We start from the raw sequence: 17,185 nt of genomic DNA on the forward strand, positions 1-17,185 counted from the left end.
GAACGCCATGATCAGCAGACGTTGGCCGCCCCCTCAGATGACGCCATCGCTGCGGAGTGCGGCGAGGGCGTCGGGGGTGAGGTCGAGGAGGGTCCCGTAGAGGGTTTCGTTGTCCGCGCCGATGTGTTTGCCGGTATTGCGGACCTCGTGGTGGAAGCCGGAGAACTTGGGCACGATGCCGGGCATCCGGACCTCGCCCAGGATCGGGTCGTGTGCGGTGACCACGTCCTCCCGGGCGAGGAAGTGCTCGTCTTCGGCGATGTCGGCCACGGTGTAGACCCGCTCGTAGACCATGCCCGTACGATCCAGCGCCGCCGCCACCGCGGCCCAGGACGAGCCGGCCGCCCAGGCGGTGAACGCCTTCTCGCTTCGGGTCACGAAGTCGACGACGGCGTCCTCGCCCCTGCCCAGCACACCCTGATCGAGTTCGGCCACGAGATTGTCGGCCGCCATGGATTCGAGCAGGCGGCGTATCGCGCGGGGTCCCACCGAACTCACGCAGAAGTCGACACCGTCACCGGTGCGGTACACCCCGCGGATCACGCCGTGTTCCCGTACGCTGCCGGATCGGCCGGGGATGATGCCGCACTGGTCGTATTCAACGATCTGGGTGGGGATAAGCCGGAACACCCCTTCGAAGAGCGCGATGTCGACCACTTCGACGCCGGGTCGGCGAGGTTCCCCGCCGGCCCGCGACGAAGCCCGCTGCCACAACGCGGCCAGCACTCCCAGGGCTCCGAAGGCGCCCGCGGCTCCGTCGGCGATGGCGGTGGAGAGGAGGATCGGATCCCCGCCTTCCGGACCGGTCATCTGGGTGAGCCCGCTCATCGCCTCCGCCGCACCGCCGAAGCCGGGGCGTGCCGACTTCGGCCCGCTCTGGCCGTAGCCGCTCACGCGCAGCATCACCAGGTCGGCGCCCGCGGCCGCCAGGTCGTCTGGTCCGAGACCCCAGCGCTCAAGGGTGCCGGGACGGAAGTTCTCAATGAGGACGTCGTACTCGGTAGCGAGTTGCCGCAGGAGTTCCTGACCGCGCGGCTCGGACAGCTTCAAGCTGATGTTGCCCTTGTTGCGGCCGACCAGGGTCGACCACAGGGGTACGCCGTGCCGCTGCGGCAGCATGCCGCGTAACACGTTTCCCTCCGGGTGTTCCACGACCGTCACGTCCGCGCCGAGGTCGGCGAGGAGTACCCCGGCGAAGGCCGCCGAGTAGTGATGTGCGAGGTCCAGCACCTTGAGTCCGGCCAGGACCCCGCCGCCTGTTTTCTGATCGTTGGTCGTCATCGGCTCTCCACGACGCCACTGGCGATGAGGCCGTCGATGTCGGCGTCGGACATCCCCAGCTCCTCCGATAGGACCGGACGCGTGTGCTCGCCCAGCGCGGGCGGCATCGTGGCGGGCACGGCCCGCCACGCCGATCCCCGGATCGGCTGACGGGTCACCCCGACCTTGCGGTCCCCGGCCTCAAGCCACTGCAGGACCCGGTTGTGGACAGCCTGTTCCGACACGATCGCCTCGTCGACGCTCAGCACCGGGCTGCACGGCACGGCCGCGGCTTCGAGCAGCCGCAGCCACTCGGCCCGGCTTCGGGTGGCGAACGCGGCTTCGAGTTGCGAGACGAGCGCCGACCGGTTCTTCACCCGTAGCTCGTTGGTCCGGTACGCGTCGACGCCGAGGAGGTCCGTACGGCCGATCACCTCGCACAGGGCACGCCAGAAGTGGTTCGAGAACGCCCCGACGATCAGGTGCCGCTCGTCCGCGCAGAGGAACGCCTGGTACGGCACGATCTGGGCGTGCCCGGTACCTTCCGGTCGCGGCGGCGGCCCGCCCGCCGCGACGGACGGCACGAAGCTGGCCATCAGGGAGATGGCGGCGTCGAGCATCGGGACCTCCACCAGCTGCGCGCGACCGACCTGCTCCCTGGCCAGCAGCGCCGACGCGATCCCGAAGGCCGCGTAGAGCCCGGCCGTCAGGTCGCACAGCGGGGAACCGATCTTGATCGGACCGCCCTCGCCGGACCCGGTCCCTGCCATCAGCCCTGACAGGCCCTGGATCGTGATGTCGTTGCCGCCGTTGGCGACCCACGGTCCGTGCGGCCCGAACGCCGAGATCGAGCAGTAGACGAGGCGGGGGTGCGCGTCGGCCAGGGTGGCGAAGTCGAGGCCGTGCCGGGCGAGGACGCCCGGGCGGAAGTTCTCGATGAGGACATCGGCGTCGGCCACCAGACGCCGTACCAGCTCGGCGCCCTCCGGTCGGGCGAAGTCCAGCGCGACGGAGGCTTTCGAGCGGTTCAACGCCAGGAAGTAGTCGGAGGCGTCGAAACCGTCCAGGCGGCTGCCGAAGTAACGGGAGCCGTCGCCGTGCCGGAGCCGTTCGATCTTGATCACCGTCGCGCCGAGGTCGGCGAGCTGCATCGTCGCGAACGGCCCGGCCCCGGCATGCGTCAGGTCGACGATCCGGATGCCGTCGAACGGCGCCGGGGCACTCGGCTCCGCGGACGGGTCGGTCACTTCTGGGCCTCGGTGAAGAAGCGGTCACGGGAGTGCATCGCGCCGCGGGCGCCCTCGTCCCGCCGCCCCTTGAAGTAGTTGTACTCGTCGTCTTCGAATCGCATGTTGGTGCTGAGGGTGTGGCCGACGTAGCCGCGCATCATCTGGCTCGTGTAGCCGAGGGAGTCGAGCGCCATCTGCTGGAAGACCTTCCCGACCACCAGGGCGTCCTTGGGGTGACGGGCGAGCCGTTCGGCCCAGCGCTCGGTCTCGGCCTCCAGCAGGTCGGCCGGCACCGCCTTGTTGATGAGCCCGACCTCGGCGGCCCGTACGCCGCTCATCGGCTCGCCGAACAGCAGGAACTCCCGCGCGCGCTTGGGACCGAGCAGCAGGATCTCGGTGTTGCCGATCAGCGACCGCCCGCCTCCCATGAGGCGCTGCTCGGCGTGGCTGAAGGACGCGTCCTCCGCGGCGATCGCGAGGTCGACCACCTCGGTCAGGTAGAGGCCACCGCCGATCGCGTGGCCCTGCACCTGGGCGATGATCGGCTTCATCGAGTACATGAAGGCCTGGTACATCTCCAGGAGCTTGCGGTCGAACTGCAGACGGACCCGCTGGCTCGGCCGCTTGCGCCGGCCCTCCTCGGACCTGCCGTCGGAGAAGCCGTAGACGAAGCCGACCTCACTGAGGTCGTGACCGGTGCTGAAGGACCGCCCGTTGCCCTTCAGGATGATGACCTTGATGTCGTCGTCGTCCTCGGCCATCTTCAGGCCGGCCACCAGCTCCTCGAACATCTTCACGTTCAGGGCGTTGAGCTTCTCCGGGCGGTTCATGATCAGCCGGGCGATCTTGCCCGACTTCTCGTAGATCACATGCTCAAACATGGAGAGGTCCTTCCTTGTCATGTCCCCCGACTGGACACCATCAGGGTTCGGCATTTGGACTTAGTTCGCTATTTACGAGATGTTGAGGCTCTGCGGAGAGGATGTCAAGGGGGACGAAGCCCTCCCTATCGGCTTTCCCTTTGTTGACAGGGAGAAATGTGGATCCTATGGTCGGTTCGCAAATCGGTTCTTTTTCGGATACCGAACTCTGGGAGGCGCACATGGGGCGGATGGCAGATCGAGTCGCCATGATCACTGGCGCGGCGCGCGGTCAAGGACGCGCGCACGCCGTCAGGCTTGCTGCGGAGGGCGCCGACATCGTGGCTCTCGACGTGCTCGCCGACGACGACGGGCTCGCCTACGGACTGGCCTGCGAGGCGGACATGGCGGAGACGGTCCGGCTTGTCGAGACGACCGGTCGCGGCATCCTCTGGCGACGCGCCGACGTGCGATCCTCCGCCGACCTCGAGGCGGCCGTGGCGGACGGAGTCGATCGATTCGGCCACATCGACACGCTGATCTGCAACGCGGGCATCTCTGGGCGCAAGGTCCCTGCCTGGGAGCTGGATCCCCAGGATTTCGAGTCGATGCTCCAAGTGAACCTCATCGGGGCGCAGCGCACGGTACGGGCGGCGGCCCCGGCCATGATCGACGGAGGCAGAGGCGGGGCGATCGTCTTCGTGAACTCCACACTGGGACTGAAGGGTCTGGGATCCCTGTCCGCCTACACCGCCTCCAAGCACGGCCTGCTCGGCCTTGCCCGCAGCCTGACCGCCGAGCTGGCGCCGTACGGCATCCGGGTGAACTCGGTTCATCCCACCGCGGTGCGCACCAGCCTGATCTTCAACGAGGCCACCTACCGCACCTTCCGGCCGGATCTCGAGGAGCCGACCCTGGAGGACGCGATGGAGGCGTTCACCTCGCTGCACCTGCTCCGCGTGCCCTGGGTCGAGCCCGAGGACGTCGCCAACGCCGTCCTGTTCCTCGCCTCGGACGAGGCCCGGTACATCACCGGCGCGGCGCTGCCGGTGGACGCGGGCAACCTCAGTCGCTGACATCACGGCCGCGGCCAGTCGAAGAACCCGCGGCCCGACTTACGCCCGAGCTCACCGGCGGCCACCTTCTCGACCAGCAGGCGCGGCGGGGCGAAGCGCGGGCCCAGCTTCGACGTGAGCTGTTCGGCGATCGCCAGGCGCACGTCGAGACCGACCAGGTCGGTGGTGCGCAGCGGCCCCGTCGCATGGCGATAGCCCAGGACCAGGGCGTTGTCGATGTCCTCCGCCGTCGCCACGCCCTCCTCGACCATCCTGATCGCCTCCAGCGCGAGTGCGACCCCCAGACGGCTGCTCGCGAACCCCGGGCGGTCGCGTACCGTGACGGCGGTCTTGCCCAGCGCCTCGACCCACGAGGTCGCCCGTTCGACCAGCGTGGCGGCGGTCATCCGGCCCACCACGATCTCGACGAGAGCGCTGGCCGGGACCGGGTTGAAGAAGTGCAGGCCCACGAACCGCTCGGGGCACGGCAGGCCGTCCGCCAGCTCGTCGATGGACAGCGAACTCGTGTTGGAGGCGAGTACGGCGTCGGGGGCGTGCCGATGAGCGGTCCGGAGCACCTGGAGCTTGACCTCGAGGCGCTCGGGAACCGCCTCGATCACCAGCTCCGCCCCGGCGAGCACCTGCGGATCGGATGCCGCCGCCAGGCGCGATCCGACCACCCCGGCGTCGTCTCCGGCCGATCGCCGGAGGTCGCGCTCGACCCGCGCGAGGGCCTGGGCCGCCGCGTCGTCGTCGACCTCGAGAACGGTCACCTCCGAACCCCGGGAGGCGAAGGCGTGCGCGATCCCCGCTCCCATCCGTCCGCCTCCGTAGACCACGACGCGGCCCGGCAGTCCGCTCATGGCCGCACCGTCCGGCGGTCGAGGTACGCGTCCATCCGTACCTTCTTCTCCTCGGTTTCGAACAACACGGCCTGGGCCAGGTTGGCGACGAGCGGGTGGGCCGAGCGCGGAGCATGGATGAGCGCCTTGGTCAGCCGGAGGGCCAGGATCCGCGGATGCTTCTCGAGCCGCGCGCAGACGGTGTGGAGCGCCTCCACCGTCGCCAGGTCCAATGCGTTGCGGACGGCGGCACGGTTCAGGCTGACGACGACGCTCGCGTCGTCCGCGTCGACCAGCAGCGGCTGGGCGCTCACGTGACCGTTCCCGCCGGCGCCAGCTGGGCGAAGCGGCTCGCGAAGAACACCAGCGGGCGGCCGCCGGCGGCGTCCAGCGCGAGGACTCGTCCGATGACGAGCTCGTGGTCGCCCGCCGAGTGGACCAGCTCGATCCGGCAGTCGACCCAGGCGAGGCAGTCGTCGATGACCGGGCTGCCGGTCACGGAGGAGGGGTGCCAGGAGAGTCCGGCGAACTTGTCGCCACCGGACACCGCGAAGCGCTGACACACGTCCAACTGCTCCTCGGTCAGCACGCTGACGCAGAAGGTGCCGGTGGCCGCGATCTGGGGCCAGCTCTTCGAGGTACGCGCGGGCGCCAGCGAGACCAGCGGCGGGTCGAGCGAGAGCGAGGTGAAGCTCTGACAGGCGAGTCCGACCGGTCCTTCCGCGCCCACCGCAGCCGCCACGACCACTCCGGTGGCGAAGCGGCCCAGGGCCCGGCGGAGCTCGTCGCGATCAACCGGAGGCTCGGCCCCGAGGCCCAGCTCCTCGCCGGTCACCCAGTCGGTATGGACGAACAGCCGTCCGTCCGGCGCCGTCCAGCCCACCTCGCCGGCCATGCGCAGCATGTCGGCGAAGCGCGCCTCCCAGCCGGGGCCGACCCGGTCACCGCTGAGCCGCCGGAGGGCATCGGGGTCGACCAGCGCCGTGCCGTCGGTGGCCATCACGCCGACCCGGTCGCGCTGCAGGGCGTAGACCGCGGACTCACGGGCATCCGAACGGGCGACGATCTTCAACCGGGTCAGATCGTCGGGATCCTCAAGAGACACTGATCCGCCGCCGGCCGGATCTATTCGCAGAAGCATGGAAGACCTTTCTCGCAAAGCGGCCGGACTCGCCGACCCCGGCTCACAGCGGCCAGTGCAGATGCTGGACCTCGAGGAACTCTCTGAATCCCTCTTCGCCGCCGTCGCGGCCGACCCCGCTCTGGCCGAAGCCTCCCCAGGGCATGTCGGGGCGGCTGGGGCCGCCGCCGTTGATCGCGACCGTGCCGGAGCGGATCCGGCGGGCGACGGCGATGGCCTTCCCGGTAGGTCCGAAGACGGCCGCGTTGAGACCGAAGTCGGTCGCGTTGGCCAGCCGGACGGCGTCGTCCAGATCGTCGTACGGGAGCAGTACCGCGACCGGGCCGAAGAGCTCCTGGCGGCAGATCTCGGCGTCCTCGGCGACCGAGCCGAGCAGCACGGGGTTCATGAAGAACCCCGTTCCGATCGAGGGTCGCCCACCGCCGGCGACCAGCTCCGCCCCCGCCGCCGTGGCCCGTTCCACGGCGCCCTCGACGGAGGCCCGCTGCTCCTCGCGGATGAGCGGCCCGACGGCCGTCGACTCACGCCAGGGATCGCCCACCTCGAGTCCGCCGATCACCTCGCGCGCCAGCGCGGCCACCTCACCGGTTCTGTCCCGCGGCACCACCAGCCGGGTCGTGGCGCCGCACGCCTGGCCCGCATTGCGCGTGAAGCGGAGGACCGAGGCGCGCACGGCCGTCTCCAACCGTGCGTCCGGCAGGATCACGCTCGGCGACTTGCCCCCGAGCTCCAGCACCACCCGCTTGACCGTGCCGGCCGCCTGCGCCTGTATCCGGCGGCCCACCTCGGTCGACCCGGTGAAGGTCACCACGTCCACGCTCGGGTGCGTGGTGAGCAGCGCGCTGGAGTCCGCGTCACCGGTCACCAGGTTGAGCGCACCCGGCGGGAACCCCGCCTCCTGGACGAGACGGACGAAGGCGCTCGTGGTCAGGAAGGTCCGGGGCGACGGGCTGAGCACGACCGCGCAACCGGCGGCCAAGGCCGCCCCGACCTTGAGCGCCGCGATGCCGAGCGGAAAGTTGTAGGCGGTGATGGCGGTGACAACGCCGGCCGGCTGCCACACGAGCACACTCGTGCTGACCGGTACCCCGTCCCCCATCGGCAGATGGCGTTCCCAGCCCCCGGTGGGCCCCCGGCGGGCCAGATCGGCGAAGAACCGGATCCTGTCGATCGAGACGCCGACCTGCATCGTGCGGGCACTGGCGATCGGTGACCCCAGTTCGGTCACCACCAGCGCCTCGAGCTCACCGCGGTGCCGTTCCATGACGTCGGCGAGGGAGTCCAGCAGGTCCGCCCGGTCGCGGTGGCTGAGCGCACCCCAGGCTCCGTCGAGTGCCCCGCGAGCGGCCTCGACCGCACGCGCCGCCTGGTCGACGGTGGCCGCGCGCACAGTGGCGAGCACCGCACCCGTCGCCGGATTCAGGGAGGTCAGCTCCGTGGTGCCCGTACCCTCGCGCCAGGCGTCGCCGATCAGGACGGTCGGCCCGTCGGCCAGTGCCAGGCCGGCCTGGACAAGAGGGATGCCGGCGGTCGCCGGTTCCGTCGTACTCATCAGGGTGTCTCCAGTTCCTGTGGGTGGCTGCGGGTCCCGAAATAGGCCTCTTCGACCTCCCGCCAGTCACCGCCTTGGTCGCCCGTGGCGGCGATCTCCCCCTGGCGCAGCAGGTACCAGCGGTCGGCGACGGACAGGGCACGTTTGGCCTGCTGCTCGACGAGCAGAACGCCGACACCGTGCTCGTCCACCACCCGGCGCAGGGTGTCCATGAGCCGATTCACGACCAGGGGCGCCAACCCCAGGGACAGCTCGTCGGCCAGCAGCAGTCTCGGCTCCGTGGCGATGCACCGGGCCAGCACCAGCATCTGCTGCTCCCCGCCGGAGAGCAGCCCGGCCGGACGGTCGAGGAGCCGGCCGAGTTCGGGGAAGACGGCGACAGCCCGGTCGACGCCCCCTCGGCCGAGGCGGAGGTTGTCCCGCGTCGACATGCCCGGGACGATCGCCCGCTCCTCGGGGACGAACGCCAGCCCCTGCCGCGCGCGGTGGTGGACGGGCGCCTTCGTCGGCGCCCCGAAGAGCCGTACCTCACCGCCCAGGCCCGGCAGTTCGCCCGCGATCGTCAGCAGCGTCGTCGTCTTGCCCGCGCCGTTCGGCCCGAACAACGCGACGATCTCGCCGGAGTGGACGACCAGGTCGATGCCATGCACCGCCGCGAGATCACCGTATCCCGCGCTGAGCTGCCGCACCTGCAGAATGGGGGCGCTCATGAGATCACCACTCCTCCGGGGGTCGCGCTCTGACCGAGGTAGGCGTCGACGACGGACTGATCCGCCGAGATCTCCGCCGGGGTTCCGTGAGCGAGCACGCGTCCCGCCTGCAGCACGGTGATCTCGTCGCAGACCGACAGGACGAGGTTGATGTTGTGCTCGACGAGCAGCACGGCCATCCCCCAGTCGTCGGCCAGCGACCGGACGAGCGCGGCGAGCTCGGCGCTCTCCCGGTCCGCCAGCCCGGAGGCCGGCTCGTCCAGCAGGATGACCGAGGGGGCCGACGCGACCGCTCTCGCGATGGCCACCAGGCGACGGTCGCCGAACGACAGCGACTCGACGGGCGCGTCCAGGACCCTGGAGAGGCCGAACTTCTCCAGCGCCGCCTCCGCCGCCTCGCTCAGTCGCGGGCCCCGCGGCCAGAGCAGCCCGGTGACGTACGACGACGGCGCTCCGTCGTCGCAGCCGACCGCGATGTTGTCGCGGGTGGTGAGCGAGGAGAACAGCTCGACCGACTGGAACGAACGCCGGAGACCGAGGCGCGAGCGCCGCATCGGACTGCATCCGTCGAGCCGGCGGTCGCCCAAATATGCCGTCCCCGCGGCGACCTGGGCGAATCCGGTCAGCGCGTCGACCAGGGAGGTCTTGCCCGCGCCGTTGGGGCCCATGATCCCGTGGACCGTGCCCGGCTTCACCCGCAGGCTCACGCCTTCGAGGGCGACCACGCCGCCGTAGCGTACGCCGAGGTCCTCGACGCGCAGTTCGAGGGGAGACACCCTGACCGGAGAGATGTCCTTAGGCGTGCCGGCGGCCGGCTCTCGATGATCCGAAGAGACCTTCGCGGCGTTCCCGAGCGATCGGAGGCGGTCACGCAGCGAGCGGTAGAGCCCCACGTTGAGGTCGACCAGGCCGCCCTGGTCCGCGCGGAGCACGAGCAGCACCGACACCCCTCCGATCAGGGGGAGCCAGACCTGCAGCCCGGCGCCGTTGAGCAGCCAGGTGCCCAGACCGCCGGGAATCAGGGTGGCGCCCACGAGGGCGCCGGGGAGGCTTCCGACACCGCCGACCACGGTGACCGTGATCAGGTTGACCGACGACATCACGCCGAACTGCGCGGTCAGCACGATGGACTGCATGAACGCGAAGAGCGTGCCGCCGAGGGCCGCGATACCGGCCGCGATCATGAAGGCGTAGATCTTGCACCAGTAGACGTTGACACCAAGTGACGCCGCCGCCCGTTCGCTTGAGCGGAGCGCGAGCAGCCGCCTCCCGATGTCGCCGCGCCGCAGGTTCGAGACCGCCAGTGCCACCACGACCAGAGCCGCCAGGCAGAGCAGGGCGTAGCGCTCCGGATGGAAGAAGGGGTCGATCTCCCAGCCGAGGATGGTGACGGGCTCGACCGGGATTCCGTCGACCCCGCCGGAGTAGCGCTCGTTGTTGAGCAGCAGGGAGTAGACGGCCACGCTGAGTCCCAGCCCAACGATCGCGAGGTTGATGCCGCGCAACCGCAGTGCCGGCACCCCGACCAGGCCACCGAGGATCATCGTGGCCAGTACGGCGAGCGCCAGGCAGACGAGGAAGGGCATCCCGTGACTGCTGCTGAGGGTGGCGGCCACGAAGGCGCCGACACCGCCCAGCACGTACTGAGCGAGCGAGACCTGCCCGGCGTATCCCGTCACCACCACCACGGACAGACACAGGATCGCCATCGTGACGGTCACCGTCAGGTAGCTGGCCACCTCGCCCGAGGCGAGCATGGCGAGGGCGACCAGCGCGACGACGACCAGGACCGGGACGGGACGCACCCGCCCGTTGCCGACGCTCGGCAGCCGGTCCAGGAGATGACTGCGGAGCGGAAGACCCCGGCCGCGCACCATCAGGAGCACCATGACGACCAGGAACGGAACGCTCTGCGACACACCGGGCTGGTTGAGGTGCAGCGCCATGAGCGACTCGGCCACCCCGATGAGCAGTGCGGCCACGAAGGCCAGCGGGAAGGAGGCGAACCCGCCGACGAGGGCCGCCGCCAGGGCCGGGAGCACGATCAAGGGGAGATTGATCGGTTCGAGGTTGGTGATGGGCACGATGAGCGCGCCGGCGAGCCCGGACACCGCGCCGCCGACCCCCCAGTTGACCGCGGCGATGCGATCCGGGGAGTGCCCCAGGGTCGCCGCGGTACGGGGGCTCTGCGCGACCGCCGTCGTGACGCGCCCGTAGGAGGTGTACCGGAACACGGCCCACAGGACCACCGTCGTCACCAGACCGATGGCGAGGATGATGATCCGGTCGGCGCCGATCCTGGCACCGGGCAGGAGTTCGATGCCGTCGGTCGGAAGCAGCGACCGGACCACGAGATTGCGATCGCCGTAGATCACCACTGCGGCCGCCTGAAGGGTCACCAGGAGGCCGAGTGTGGCGATCAGACGCGACAGTGACGACGCCCGTCGCATCGGCATGAGGACGAGGAGCTGGACCAGGACACCGAGCAGCCCCGTGGCCGCGACGCTGACCAGCAGACACACCAGGAGCGATGCGCCGGTGTGCTGCGCGACGTTGTAGTAGACGTAGGCACCGAAGAGCGCGAACGCCCCCTGCGCGAAGTTGACGATCCCCGATCCCCGGAAGATCAGTACAAGTCCCTGGGCGACCAGTGCGTACAGGGAACCCGTACCGATCCCGATCAGGATGAAGGTGAGCTCGTTCATCGACCCTCCTGGGCCCCGGATGCGTCAGGCCGCCACGAACGGGTTGTGGAAGCCGGCCACGCTCTCCTTGATGGTGCCGTCGAGGATCTGGCTGTAGGTGACGGTCGGCGAGAACTTCAGCTGGGGCAGCTCCGCGATCGGCGAGGTGGTGGCCCCGGGCAGCGGCGCGGTGAAGCCGATGTCGTAGGCACCGACCTTCGCGTTCTGCAGCGCGTCCAGCACCGTCGTGGCGTTCACCTCCGAGAGGCCCTTGGCGACCTCGGCGAAGAGCTTGACGCCCGCGTACGCCGAGAGGGCGAGCTCGTCCTTCTTGGCGCCCTTGTCGACCGCGTCCATGCTCTGGGTGAACGTCCGCATCAGCGGGGTGTCCAGGGTGGGGGGCTGCAGCAGGCCCACCACATACAGGTCCTTGCCGGCGTCGCCGAGGTTGGGGACGGCCGGGGTGGAGATGCACGCCGAGACGCTGATCACCTTGCCCTTGAAGCCCTGCTGGTACAACGCCTTGGCCTCGGACGTCGCGGTCGCCTCGCTGCCCGTGACCACGACGGCGTCGGTGTCGCCGCGCATCGCCGCGGCGGCGAAGCTGCTGTAGTCGGTGGTCGACAGCGGCGCCACCACACTCCTCGCCTCCGGCATGCCCTGCTGCTTCAGCGCTTCGGTGAGGAGGGTCTCGCCGTAGGCGCAGGCGTCGATCTCACACCGGATGATGGCCGGGTGGGAGACGCCGAGCTTCTTCAGATAGTCGGCGATGCCGTAGTACCAGCCGGCCTGCCCGGAGAGCGGGAAGGAGTTCTTGGCCTTGTACTCGTCGGGGGTGAGCCCGGTGCCGAGCAGATAGGGGATGTTCGCCTGCTCGAGGAACTTCCAGGTTGCGGGGAAGTAAATGGCCGAGCCCACGAACGCCGCCGCCTTGACCTCCTGCGCCTTCTTGAGGCAGGTGTTGGTGACATTGGGGTCACCGGTGTTGTCGCAGGTGACGAGTTCGAGGCGGCGACCGTTGATCCCGCCGACCTTGTTGATCTCGTCGACGGCGGCCTGGGCGCCGGTCTTGGTCTGCGGCTTGTTCGAGACCTGGCCACTGAACGAGTTGGTCTGGAAGATCACGATGGTGTCGGCGGCCGACTCGGCCGACTCGCCGCCGCATGCGGTCAGGCCGAGCGATGTCACCAAAAGCGCAAGTGTTACCGCACCCACGCGCACATTACGGGACCAGAGGGTGTTTTTGGGCATGCTGAACTCCTACGGTGGTGCTGGAATATCGCCCCGAATGGGATGGGTGTCCCGAAATGAATGCCGTTGATGGGTTAGGGAGCGCGCGGGCCAGAGGTCAGGAGACGGTGCCCCGATCCGGCTGACCAGTCGCCGTCGCGGCCACGTTGTAGGCGGCCGTCGCCTTCTCACGGCCGGCGTCCCTGAGCCGGCCGTCCGCGACCTGCCGCGCCTTGGCCCGCGCGAAGGCGGCCGCCCGCGCCGGAATGCTGCCGTCGAAGTGCGGGATGACCTCGCGTGCGAGGAGTTCGAGGCTGCGACGCGTCGCCTCGCGGTTGGCCCAGTCGACACTGCTGATGAGGAAGGTGCCGAAGCCGCCGGTCCGGTCCACCAGCTTCTGCAGGTGTGCGACGGCCATCTCGGGGGTTCCGACGATGCCGGCACCGGAGGCGTTGATGCCGTCGATGAGCTCGTCGTGGGTCATCGTCTCGACGTCGGCCAGCAGGGGCGGCGCGACGGTGTGGTGGTAGTCGAAGAAGCTCCGGATCTGGTAGCGCACCTCGTCACGCGCCTGACGCTCGGTCTCGGCCACGTGCATGTAGCCGACGAGTGCCCAGTCCTCGCGCTCCACCCGGGCGCCGGACGCCGCGGCCTCCGCCTCGACGATCTCCCAGGTGCCGGCCAGCTTGTTGAAGCCGACGGTCGACGCGGCGCCAAAGGAGAGCAGGCTCAGTCCGTGCCGGCCGGCCAGCTTGGGGCCCGTCGGCGAGACCGCTCCCGCGACGGCGATCGGGACCATGGGCCTGGTGTGACTGCGGACGTGCAGCTGGGCGTCCCGCAGCTCGAACCACTCGGCCTTGCGGGTGACGGGTTCCGGCGAGGTCAGCAGTTCGAGAATCGCTTCGAGCGACTCCTCCATGCGCGGGCGGAGGTCGCCGTAGTCGATCCCCATCATCTGGGAGTCGGCGACCAGCGCGCCGGGACCGACTCCGAAGATGCACCGTCCCCTCGTCATGTGGTCCAGGAAGACCATCCGGTCGGCCACCATCAGCGGGTGGTGGTAGGGCAGGGAGATCACCCCCGTGCCGAGCCGGATCCGGCGGGTGCGCTGCGCCGCGGCAGCGATCATCAGCTCGGGCATCGGCGAACACTCGTAGCCACCGGAGTGGTGCTCACCAAACCAGACGTCGTCGTACCCAAGCCTGTCGAGCAGTTCGACGGTCTCAAGGTCGCGCTCGATCGCCAGGGCGTGGTTGTTCAGCGGGCTGTGGTAGGGCGGCATGAAACTCCCGAACCGTAGATGTCCTGACATCGCTCTCCTCTTCCCCGCCACAGCCGAAAGTTCGCTATTCGAATTTCGTTCGCCATAGTGGACACGGCAGAGGTAACATGTCAAGGCTCACTTATGGTCGAATCTCCCCCACACTTCTCAAGTCGTACTCAGCCGGCGACGGCTTCTGGTTCACTATGCGAAGATAGTTCGACTCAGGGACGGTTCGGAGGGACACGCATGGCAAAGGTGGACCAGGAGACAGAGCTAGAGCGCTCCTCGGAGCATGTGCAGAGCCTCGAACGCGGGCTGACCGTGATCCGTGTCTTCGCCGACGAGCGGGGTCCGCTGACCCTCACCGAGGTCGCCGAGCGGGGTCACCTCAGCAAGGCGGTCGCCCGCCGGCTGCTGATGACCCTGGAGTCGCTGGGCTACGTCGGGCGGGACCACCGCCAGTTCTTCCTGCTCCCGCGCACGCTCGAACTCGGCTACGCCTACCTGACGAGCCTGTCGCTCACCGAGACGCTCCAGCCACGGCTCACCACGCTGGCCGCACAGTTCTCCGAGGACGCCTCGGCGGCGGTACGCGACGGCGACCACGTCATCTACGTGGCCAGGGCCAGGTCCGGGCGCCCGGCCGACGGCGGGCTGGCGGTCGGTGACCGGGTCCCCGCGCACACGGTGTCGACCGGTCTTGTCCTCCTGGCCGACCTCTCCGAGGCCCAGCTCGCCGACTACTTCGCCACCAGCAAGCGGGAGACCTACACACCGCGGACGGTGGTCGACGAGGGCGCCCTGCGCACCGAGCTGGATCAGATCCGCGCCCAGGGGTGGGCGCTGGTCGAAGGGCGGCTCAGCCCCCACGTGCTCGCCATCGCCGCGCCGGTCCGCGGCAAGGACGGCAAGGCGGTGGCCGCGATCAAAGTCGGCAGCCAGGCCACGCTGCGCAGTCGCGAGCAGATGACCGACGAGGTGCTCCCCCAGCTGCTCCGCACGGTCTCGGCGGCATCGCGAGATCTCGCCCTGAACCTCTAGCGATCGGTCGTTGTCGCCAGGGGGCCGATCCACTGGAGGGTGCCGACGTTGACGACGGAGAGCCCGCCGGGCGCGATCCGGTAGAGCCGCCGGTGAAATGATGTGCCCGAGTTCTGTGGAGTCGGCTTGGTCGACTCTCACGCCAGGCAGGTGTTCGGGTAGAGCATCTCGTATTCGATCGGGGTGCGCATCCGCAGGGCGCTGTGGCGTCGCCGCCGGTTGTGGAAGACCCGCATCGAACTGGCCAACGGCCCCAGGACCTCGGAAACGATGAAATCCCGCCCGATCAAGCGATCGGACGGGATCTCGTCAACCGTTTCAAGAACGGCCCTTGGTGGGGTGTTCACGAGTGGGTCCGGCCTGCGGCGCAATAGGACCCCACAAGATCGCTTCCCGAAACGAGATCGACCGTTTCCCAGGGGTGGACAGAGCCACGGGGCGGCCGTGACCTTGCCATGCGCGGCGATCACCGACTCCCAGTCGGTACGGGCCCGCCGAGACCGTGGGCACCGCAAGCCGCGGATACGACGCGGGCAAGAGAGTGCAGGGCCGCAGGCGGCACGTCATCGTGGACTGCCTGGGCCTGCTACTCGTCGTTGTGGTCACCGCCGCCAACGTACAAGACCGCGACGGCGCCCGGCCCGCGCTGGAACGCCTGCACGACTGGTACGAGAAGATCACGTTGATCTGGGCCGACGGCGGGTACGCGGGCCGGCTCGTCGCGTGGGCCAAGGAGAAGCCCCAGCTCACCCTGGAGATCGTCAAACGGAACGACGATGTCAGCGGCTTCGTCGTCCTGCCCCGCAGGTGGGTGGTGGAAAGGTCGTTGTCGTGGATCTTCCAGTGCCGGCGCGCACGTGCGCACGCATCCCTTGCAGGCCGAACAGGATGAGAAGCTCGACCACACCACCGTCGGCGCTGCCCAGCCAGTGCGGCAAGGACGGTCGAGCGGGCCGGCGTCGTCGCCCGCTACCGAAAGACGGTCGAGCGCGCGAACGAAGTTCTCGACGGGTGCACCGACCTCGGCGCACCGATCCCTCGATCGCGGCCGGAAAGCCCCGCTCCCAGCATCCGCTGGGCACTCACCCACGTGATCGAGGAGACCGGCCGCCACGCCGGCCACGCGGACATCCTCCGCGAACTGATCGACGGCGCGACCGGGCGCTGATCCACCTCCTCCAGGACAGGAACACATGATCACCGCAACACGGCCGTTGTCGCGCCGCTTCCTCCGATCCGCGCGCACGGTGGCGACCGTTACGCTCACCCTCCTGCTCACGATCGGCACCGCGGCTTGTTCCACGCCGACAGCCGGCGACATTCCCCCCTACGCCGTCGCCACCCAGAGCGATCCCCAGTTCGAGAACACCTTCCGGCACGAGTTCGCCGACGTCGACGGCGTCCGAATGCACTACGTGACCGGCGGAAGCGGCCCGCCGGTGGTGCTGATACACGGCTGGCCGCAGACCTGGTTCGGCTGGTGGCCGGTCATGCCGGCGCTCGCCGAGCACCACACCGTCTACGCCGTCGACCTCCCCGGGCTGGGCGACAGCACCGGCTCCCCGACCGGCTACGACAAAGCCACCCTGGCGCGGTACGTGCACACCCTGATCGCCGATCGGCTCGGGGTGCGCGACGCCCGCGTCGTCGGGCACGACTTCGGCGCCGCGGTGGCGTTCCAGTACGCCACCCAGTTCCCCGCCGACACCGCACGCCTCGGCTACCTCGACCTGCCGCTACCCGGGCCTGCGATCGATGCGTCCACATACCGCTCACTGAGCTGGCACATCGCCTTCCACTCCCAGCGCCGGATCCCCGAGACGGTGGTCGGCGACGACGTCCGCGAGTACCTGGCACTGTTCTACCCCCAGGTCTCGTTCGGCGGCACGGCGTTCGGCGGCACCTCGGATCGATCCCCGTTCACCGACGCCGAGATCAACGAGTACGCACGGACCTACCGCCGGCCCGAGGTCCTGTCGGGCGGCTTCGAGCTCTACCGCGCCCTCGACAAGGACGTCCGCGATACCGTGGCAGCAGCACCGATACGTGTCCCGACCCTGCTCATGACCGCCCAGGGGCAGCTCGCCCCGGTCCAGGCCACCGTGGCCCCGCGCATGACCAACATCGTGCGCGCGGTGGATGTGCCGAACGCGGGGCACTGGCTCGTCGAGGAGAACCCCCGGTTCGTCACTGCGGGGTTGCTGCGCTTCCTCGACGGATGACCCCGCCCCCGGCATGGCGCGAGGTATCGCACAGCACCCCGCGCCGGCGCGTTTCAGGAGGAGAGCTTTGTGGCACGGCCGGCCGGAGAACTGAA

General features: G+C 69.5%; 16 protein-coding genes and 2 pseudogenes. 5 read left to right on the forward strand and 13 right to left on the reverse strand.

What is annotated here, in order from left to right:
• Window positions 1-33: 33 nt before the first annotated feature.
• Genes ABZU75_RS32855 through ABZU75_RS32865 form a run of 3 tightly spaced genes read right to left on the reverse strand, consistent with a single transcriptional unit; the run spans window position 34 to window position 3,370 of the window.
• A complete protein-coding gene (locus tag ABZU75_RS32855) occupies window positions 34-1,281 on the reverse strand; it encodes a CoA transferase (RefSeq protein ID WP_355562740.1) in 1,248 nt (415 codons plus the stop codon).
• A complete protein-coding gene (locus tag ABZU75_RS32860) occupies window positions 1,278-2,507 on the reverse strand; it encodes a CaiB/BaiF CoA-transferase family protein (RefSeq protein WP_355562743.1) in 1,230 nt (409 codons plus the stop codon). The genes ABZU75_RS32855 and ABZU75_RS32860 overlap by 4 nt, the downstream gene beginning before the upstream one ends.
• The gene (locus ABZU75_RS32865) at window positions 2,504-3,370 is read right to left on the reverse strand and encodes an enoyl-CoA hydratase/isomerase family protein (protein WP_355562746.1); all 867 of its coding nucleotides are present in this window, start codon (window positions 3,368-3,370) and stop codon (window positions 2,504-2,506) included. The genes ABZU75_RS32860 and ABZU75_RS32865 overlap by 4 nt, the downstream gene beginning before the upstream one ends.
• 230 nt (window positions 3,371-3,600) lie before the next feature.
• Here ABZU75_RS32865 and ABZU75_RS32870 point away from each other — a divergent pair, with 230 nt between their 5' ends.
• Window positions 3,601-4,425 (forward strand): mycofactocin-coupled SDR family oxidoreductase, encoded by an 825-nt coding sequence (locus ABZU75_RS32870; RefSeq protein ID WP_355562748.1) that lies wholly within the window; start codon window positions 3,601-3,603, stop codon window positions 4,423-4,425.
• A 2-nt stretch (window positions 4,426-4,427) separates the two neighbouring features.
• On the opposite strand, the gene ABZU75_RS32875 is transcribed toward ABZU75_RS32870, so the two are convergent.
• The 8 genes from ABZU75_RS32875 to ABZU75_RS32910 all read right to left on the reverse strand — a co-directional run bounded on the left by ABZU75_RS32875 (window position 4,428) and on the right by ABZU75_RS32910 (window position 13,875).
• A complete protein-coding gene (locus tag ABZU75_RS32875; protein ID WP_355562751.1) occupies window positions 4,428-5,267 on the reverse strand; it encodes a 3-hydroxyacyl-CoA dehydrogenase family protein in 840 nt (279 codons plus the stop codon).
• Window positions 5,264-5,560: a hypothetical protein gene (locus ABZU75_RS32880; protein WP_355562754.1), complete on the reverse strand. Its 297-nt coding sequence runs from the start codon at window positions 5,558-5,560 to the stop codon at window positions 5,264-5,266. The genes ABZU75_RS32875 and ABZU75_RS32880 overlap by 4 nt, the downstream gene beginning before the upstream one ends.
• Window positions 5,557-6,351: a flavin reductase family protein gene (locus tag ABZU75_RS32885; RefSeq protein ID WP_355562757.1), complete on the reverse strand. Its 795-nt coding sequence runs from the start codon at window positions 6,349-6,351 to the stop codon at window positions 5,557-5,559. The genes ABZU75_RS32880 and ABZU75_RS32885 overlap by 4 nt, the downstream gene beginning before the upstream one ends.
• A 79-nt stretch (window positions 6,352-6,430) precedes the next feature.
• The gene (locus ABZU75_RS32890; protein WP_355562760.1) at window positions 6,431-7,939 is read right to left on the reverse strand and encodes an aldehyde dehydrogenase family protein; all 1,509 of its coding nucleotides are present in this window, start codon (window positions 7,937-7,939) and stop codon (window positions 6,431-6,433) included.
• On the reverse strand, window positions 7,939-8,649 hold the full coding sequence (locus tag ABZU75_RS32895) for an ABC transporter ATP-binding protein (RefSeq protein ID WP_355562762.1): 711 nt from the start codon (window positions 8,647-8,649) through the stop codon (window positions 7,939-7,941). Before ABZU75_RS32895 ends, ABZU75_RS32890 begins: the two co-directional genes overlap by 1 nt.
• Entirely contained in the window at window positions 8,646-11,354 is a 2,709-nt protein-coding gene (locus ABZU75_RS32900; protein ID WP_355562765.1) for an ATP-binding cassette domain-containing protein, read from the reverse strand. The genes ABZU75_RS32895 and ABZU75_RS32900 overlap by 4 nt, the downstream gene beginning before the upstream one ends.
• A gap of 24 nt (window positions 11,355-11,378) precedes the next feature.
• Entirely contained in the window at window positions 11,379-12,521 is a 1,143-nt protein-coding gene (locus ABZU75_RS32905) for an ABC transporter substrate-binding protein (RefSeq protein WP_355562783.1), read from the reverse strand.
• 160 nt (window positions 12,522-12,681) lie between these two features.
• Window positions 12,682-13,875 (reverse strand): LLM class flavin-dependent oxidoreductase, encoded by a 1,194-nt coding sequence (locus ABZU75_RS32910; RefSeq protein ID WP_355562768.1) that lies wholly within the window; start codon window positions 13,873-13,875, stop codon window positions 12,682-12,684.
• A 198-nt stretch (window positions 13,876-14,073) separates the two neighbouring features.
• Here ABZU75_RS32910 and ABZU75_RS32915 point away from each other — a divergent pair, with 198 nt between their 5' ends.
• Window positions 14,074-14,868 (forward strand): IclR family transcriptional regulator C-terminal domain-containing protein, encoded by a 795-nt coding sequence (locus tag ABZU75_RS32915; protein ID WP_355562771.1) that lies wholly within the window; start codon window positions 14,074-14,076, stop codon window positions 14,866-14,868.
• Between the two features lie 137 nt (window positions 14,869-15,005).
• On the opposite strand, the gene ABZU75_RS32920 is transcribed toward ABZU75_RS32915, so the two are convergent.
• On the reverse strand, window positions 15,006-15,158 hold the full coding sequence (locus tag ABZU75_RS32920) for a hypothetical protein (protein WP_355562773.1): 153 nt from the start codon (window positions 15,156-15,158) through the stop codon (window positions 15,006-15,008).
• Between the two features lie 251 nt (window positions 15,159-15,409).
• Between ABZU75_RS32920 and ABZU75_RS32925 the strand changes: the two genes are divergently transcribed.
• Window positions 15,410-15,760, forward strand: a complete 351-nt coding sequence (locus tag ABZU75_RS32925; RefSeq protein ID WP_355562786.1) for a transposase — start codon at window positions 15,410-15,412, stop codon at window positions 15,758-15,760.
• On the opposite strand, the pseudogene ABZU75_RS32930 reads toward ABZU75_RS32925, so the two are convergent.
• A pseudogene (locus ABZU75_RS32930) lies at window positions 15,717-15,809 on the reverse strand (XRE family transcriptional regulator); the annotation flags it as partial. The gene ABZU75_RS32925 and the pseudogene ABZU75_RS32930 sit on opposite strands and share 44 nt — an antisense overlap.
• Between ABZU75_RS32930 and ABZU75_RS32935 the strand changes: the two are divergent.
• Window positions 15,794-16,036 (forward strand): annotated as a pseudogene (locus tag ABZU75_RS32935) (DUF664 domain-containing protein); the annotation flags it as partial. The pseudogenes ABZU75_RS32930 and ABZU75_RS32935 overlap by 16 nt on opposite strands.
• Window positions 16,037-16,061: 25 nt before the next feature.
• Entirely contained in the window at window positions 16,062-17,090 is a 1,029-nt protein-coding gene (locus ABZU75_RS32940) for an alpha/beta hydrolase (protein ID WP_355562777.1), read from the forward strand.
• Window positions 17,091-17,185 lie beyond the last annotated feature (95 nt).

This window comes from Streptosporangium sp. NPDC005286, from assembly GCF_040607515.1.
Classification (GTDB): domain Bacteria; phylum Actinomycetota; class Actinomycetes; order Streptosporangiales; family Streptosporangiaceae; genus Streptosporangium.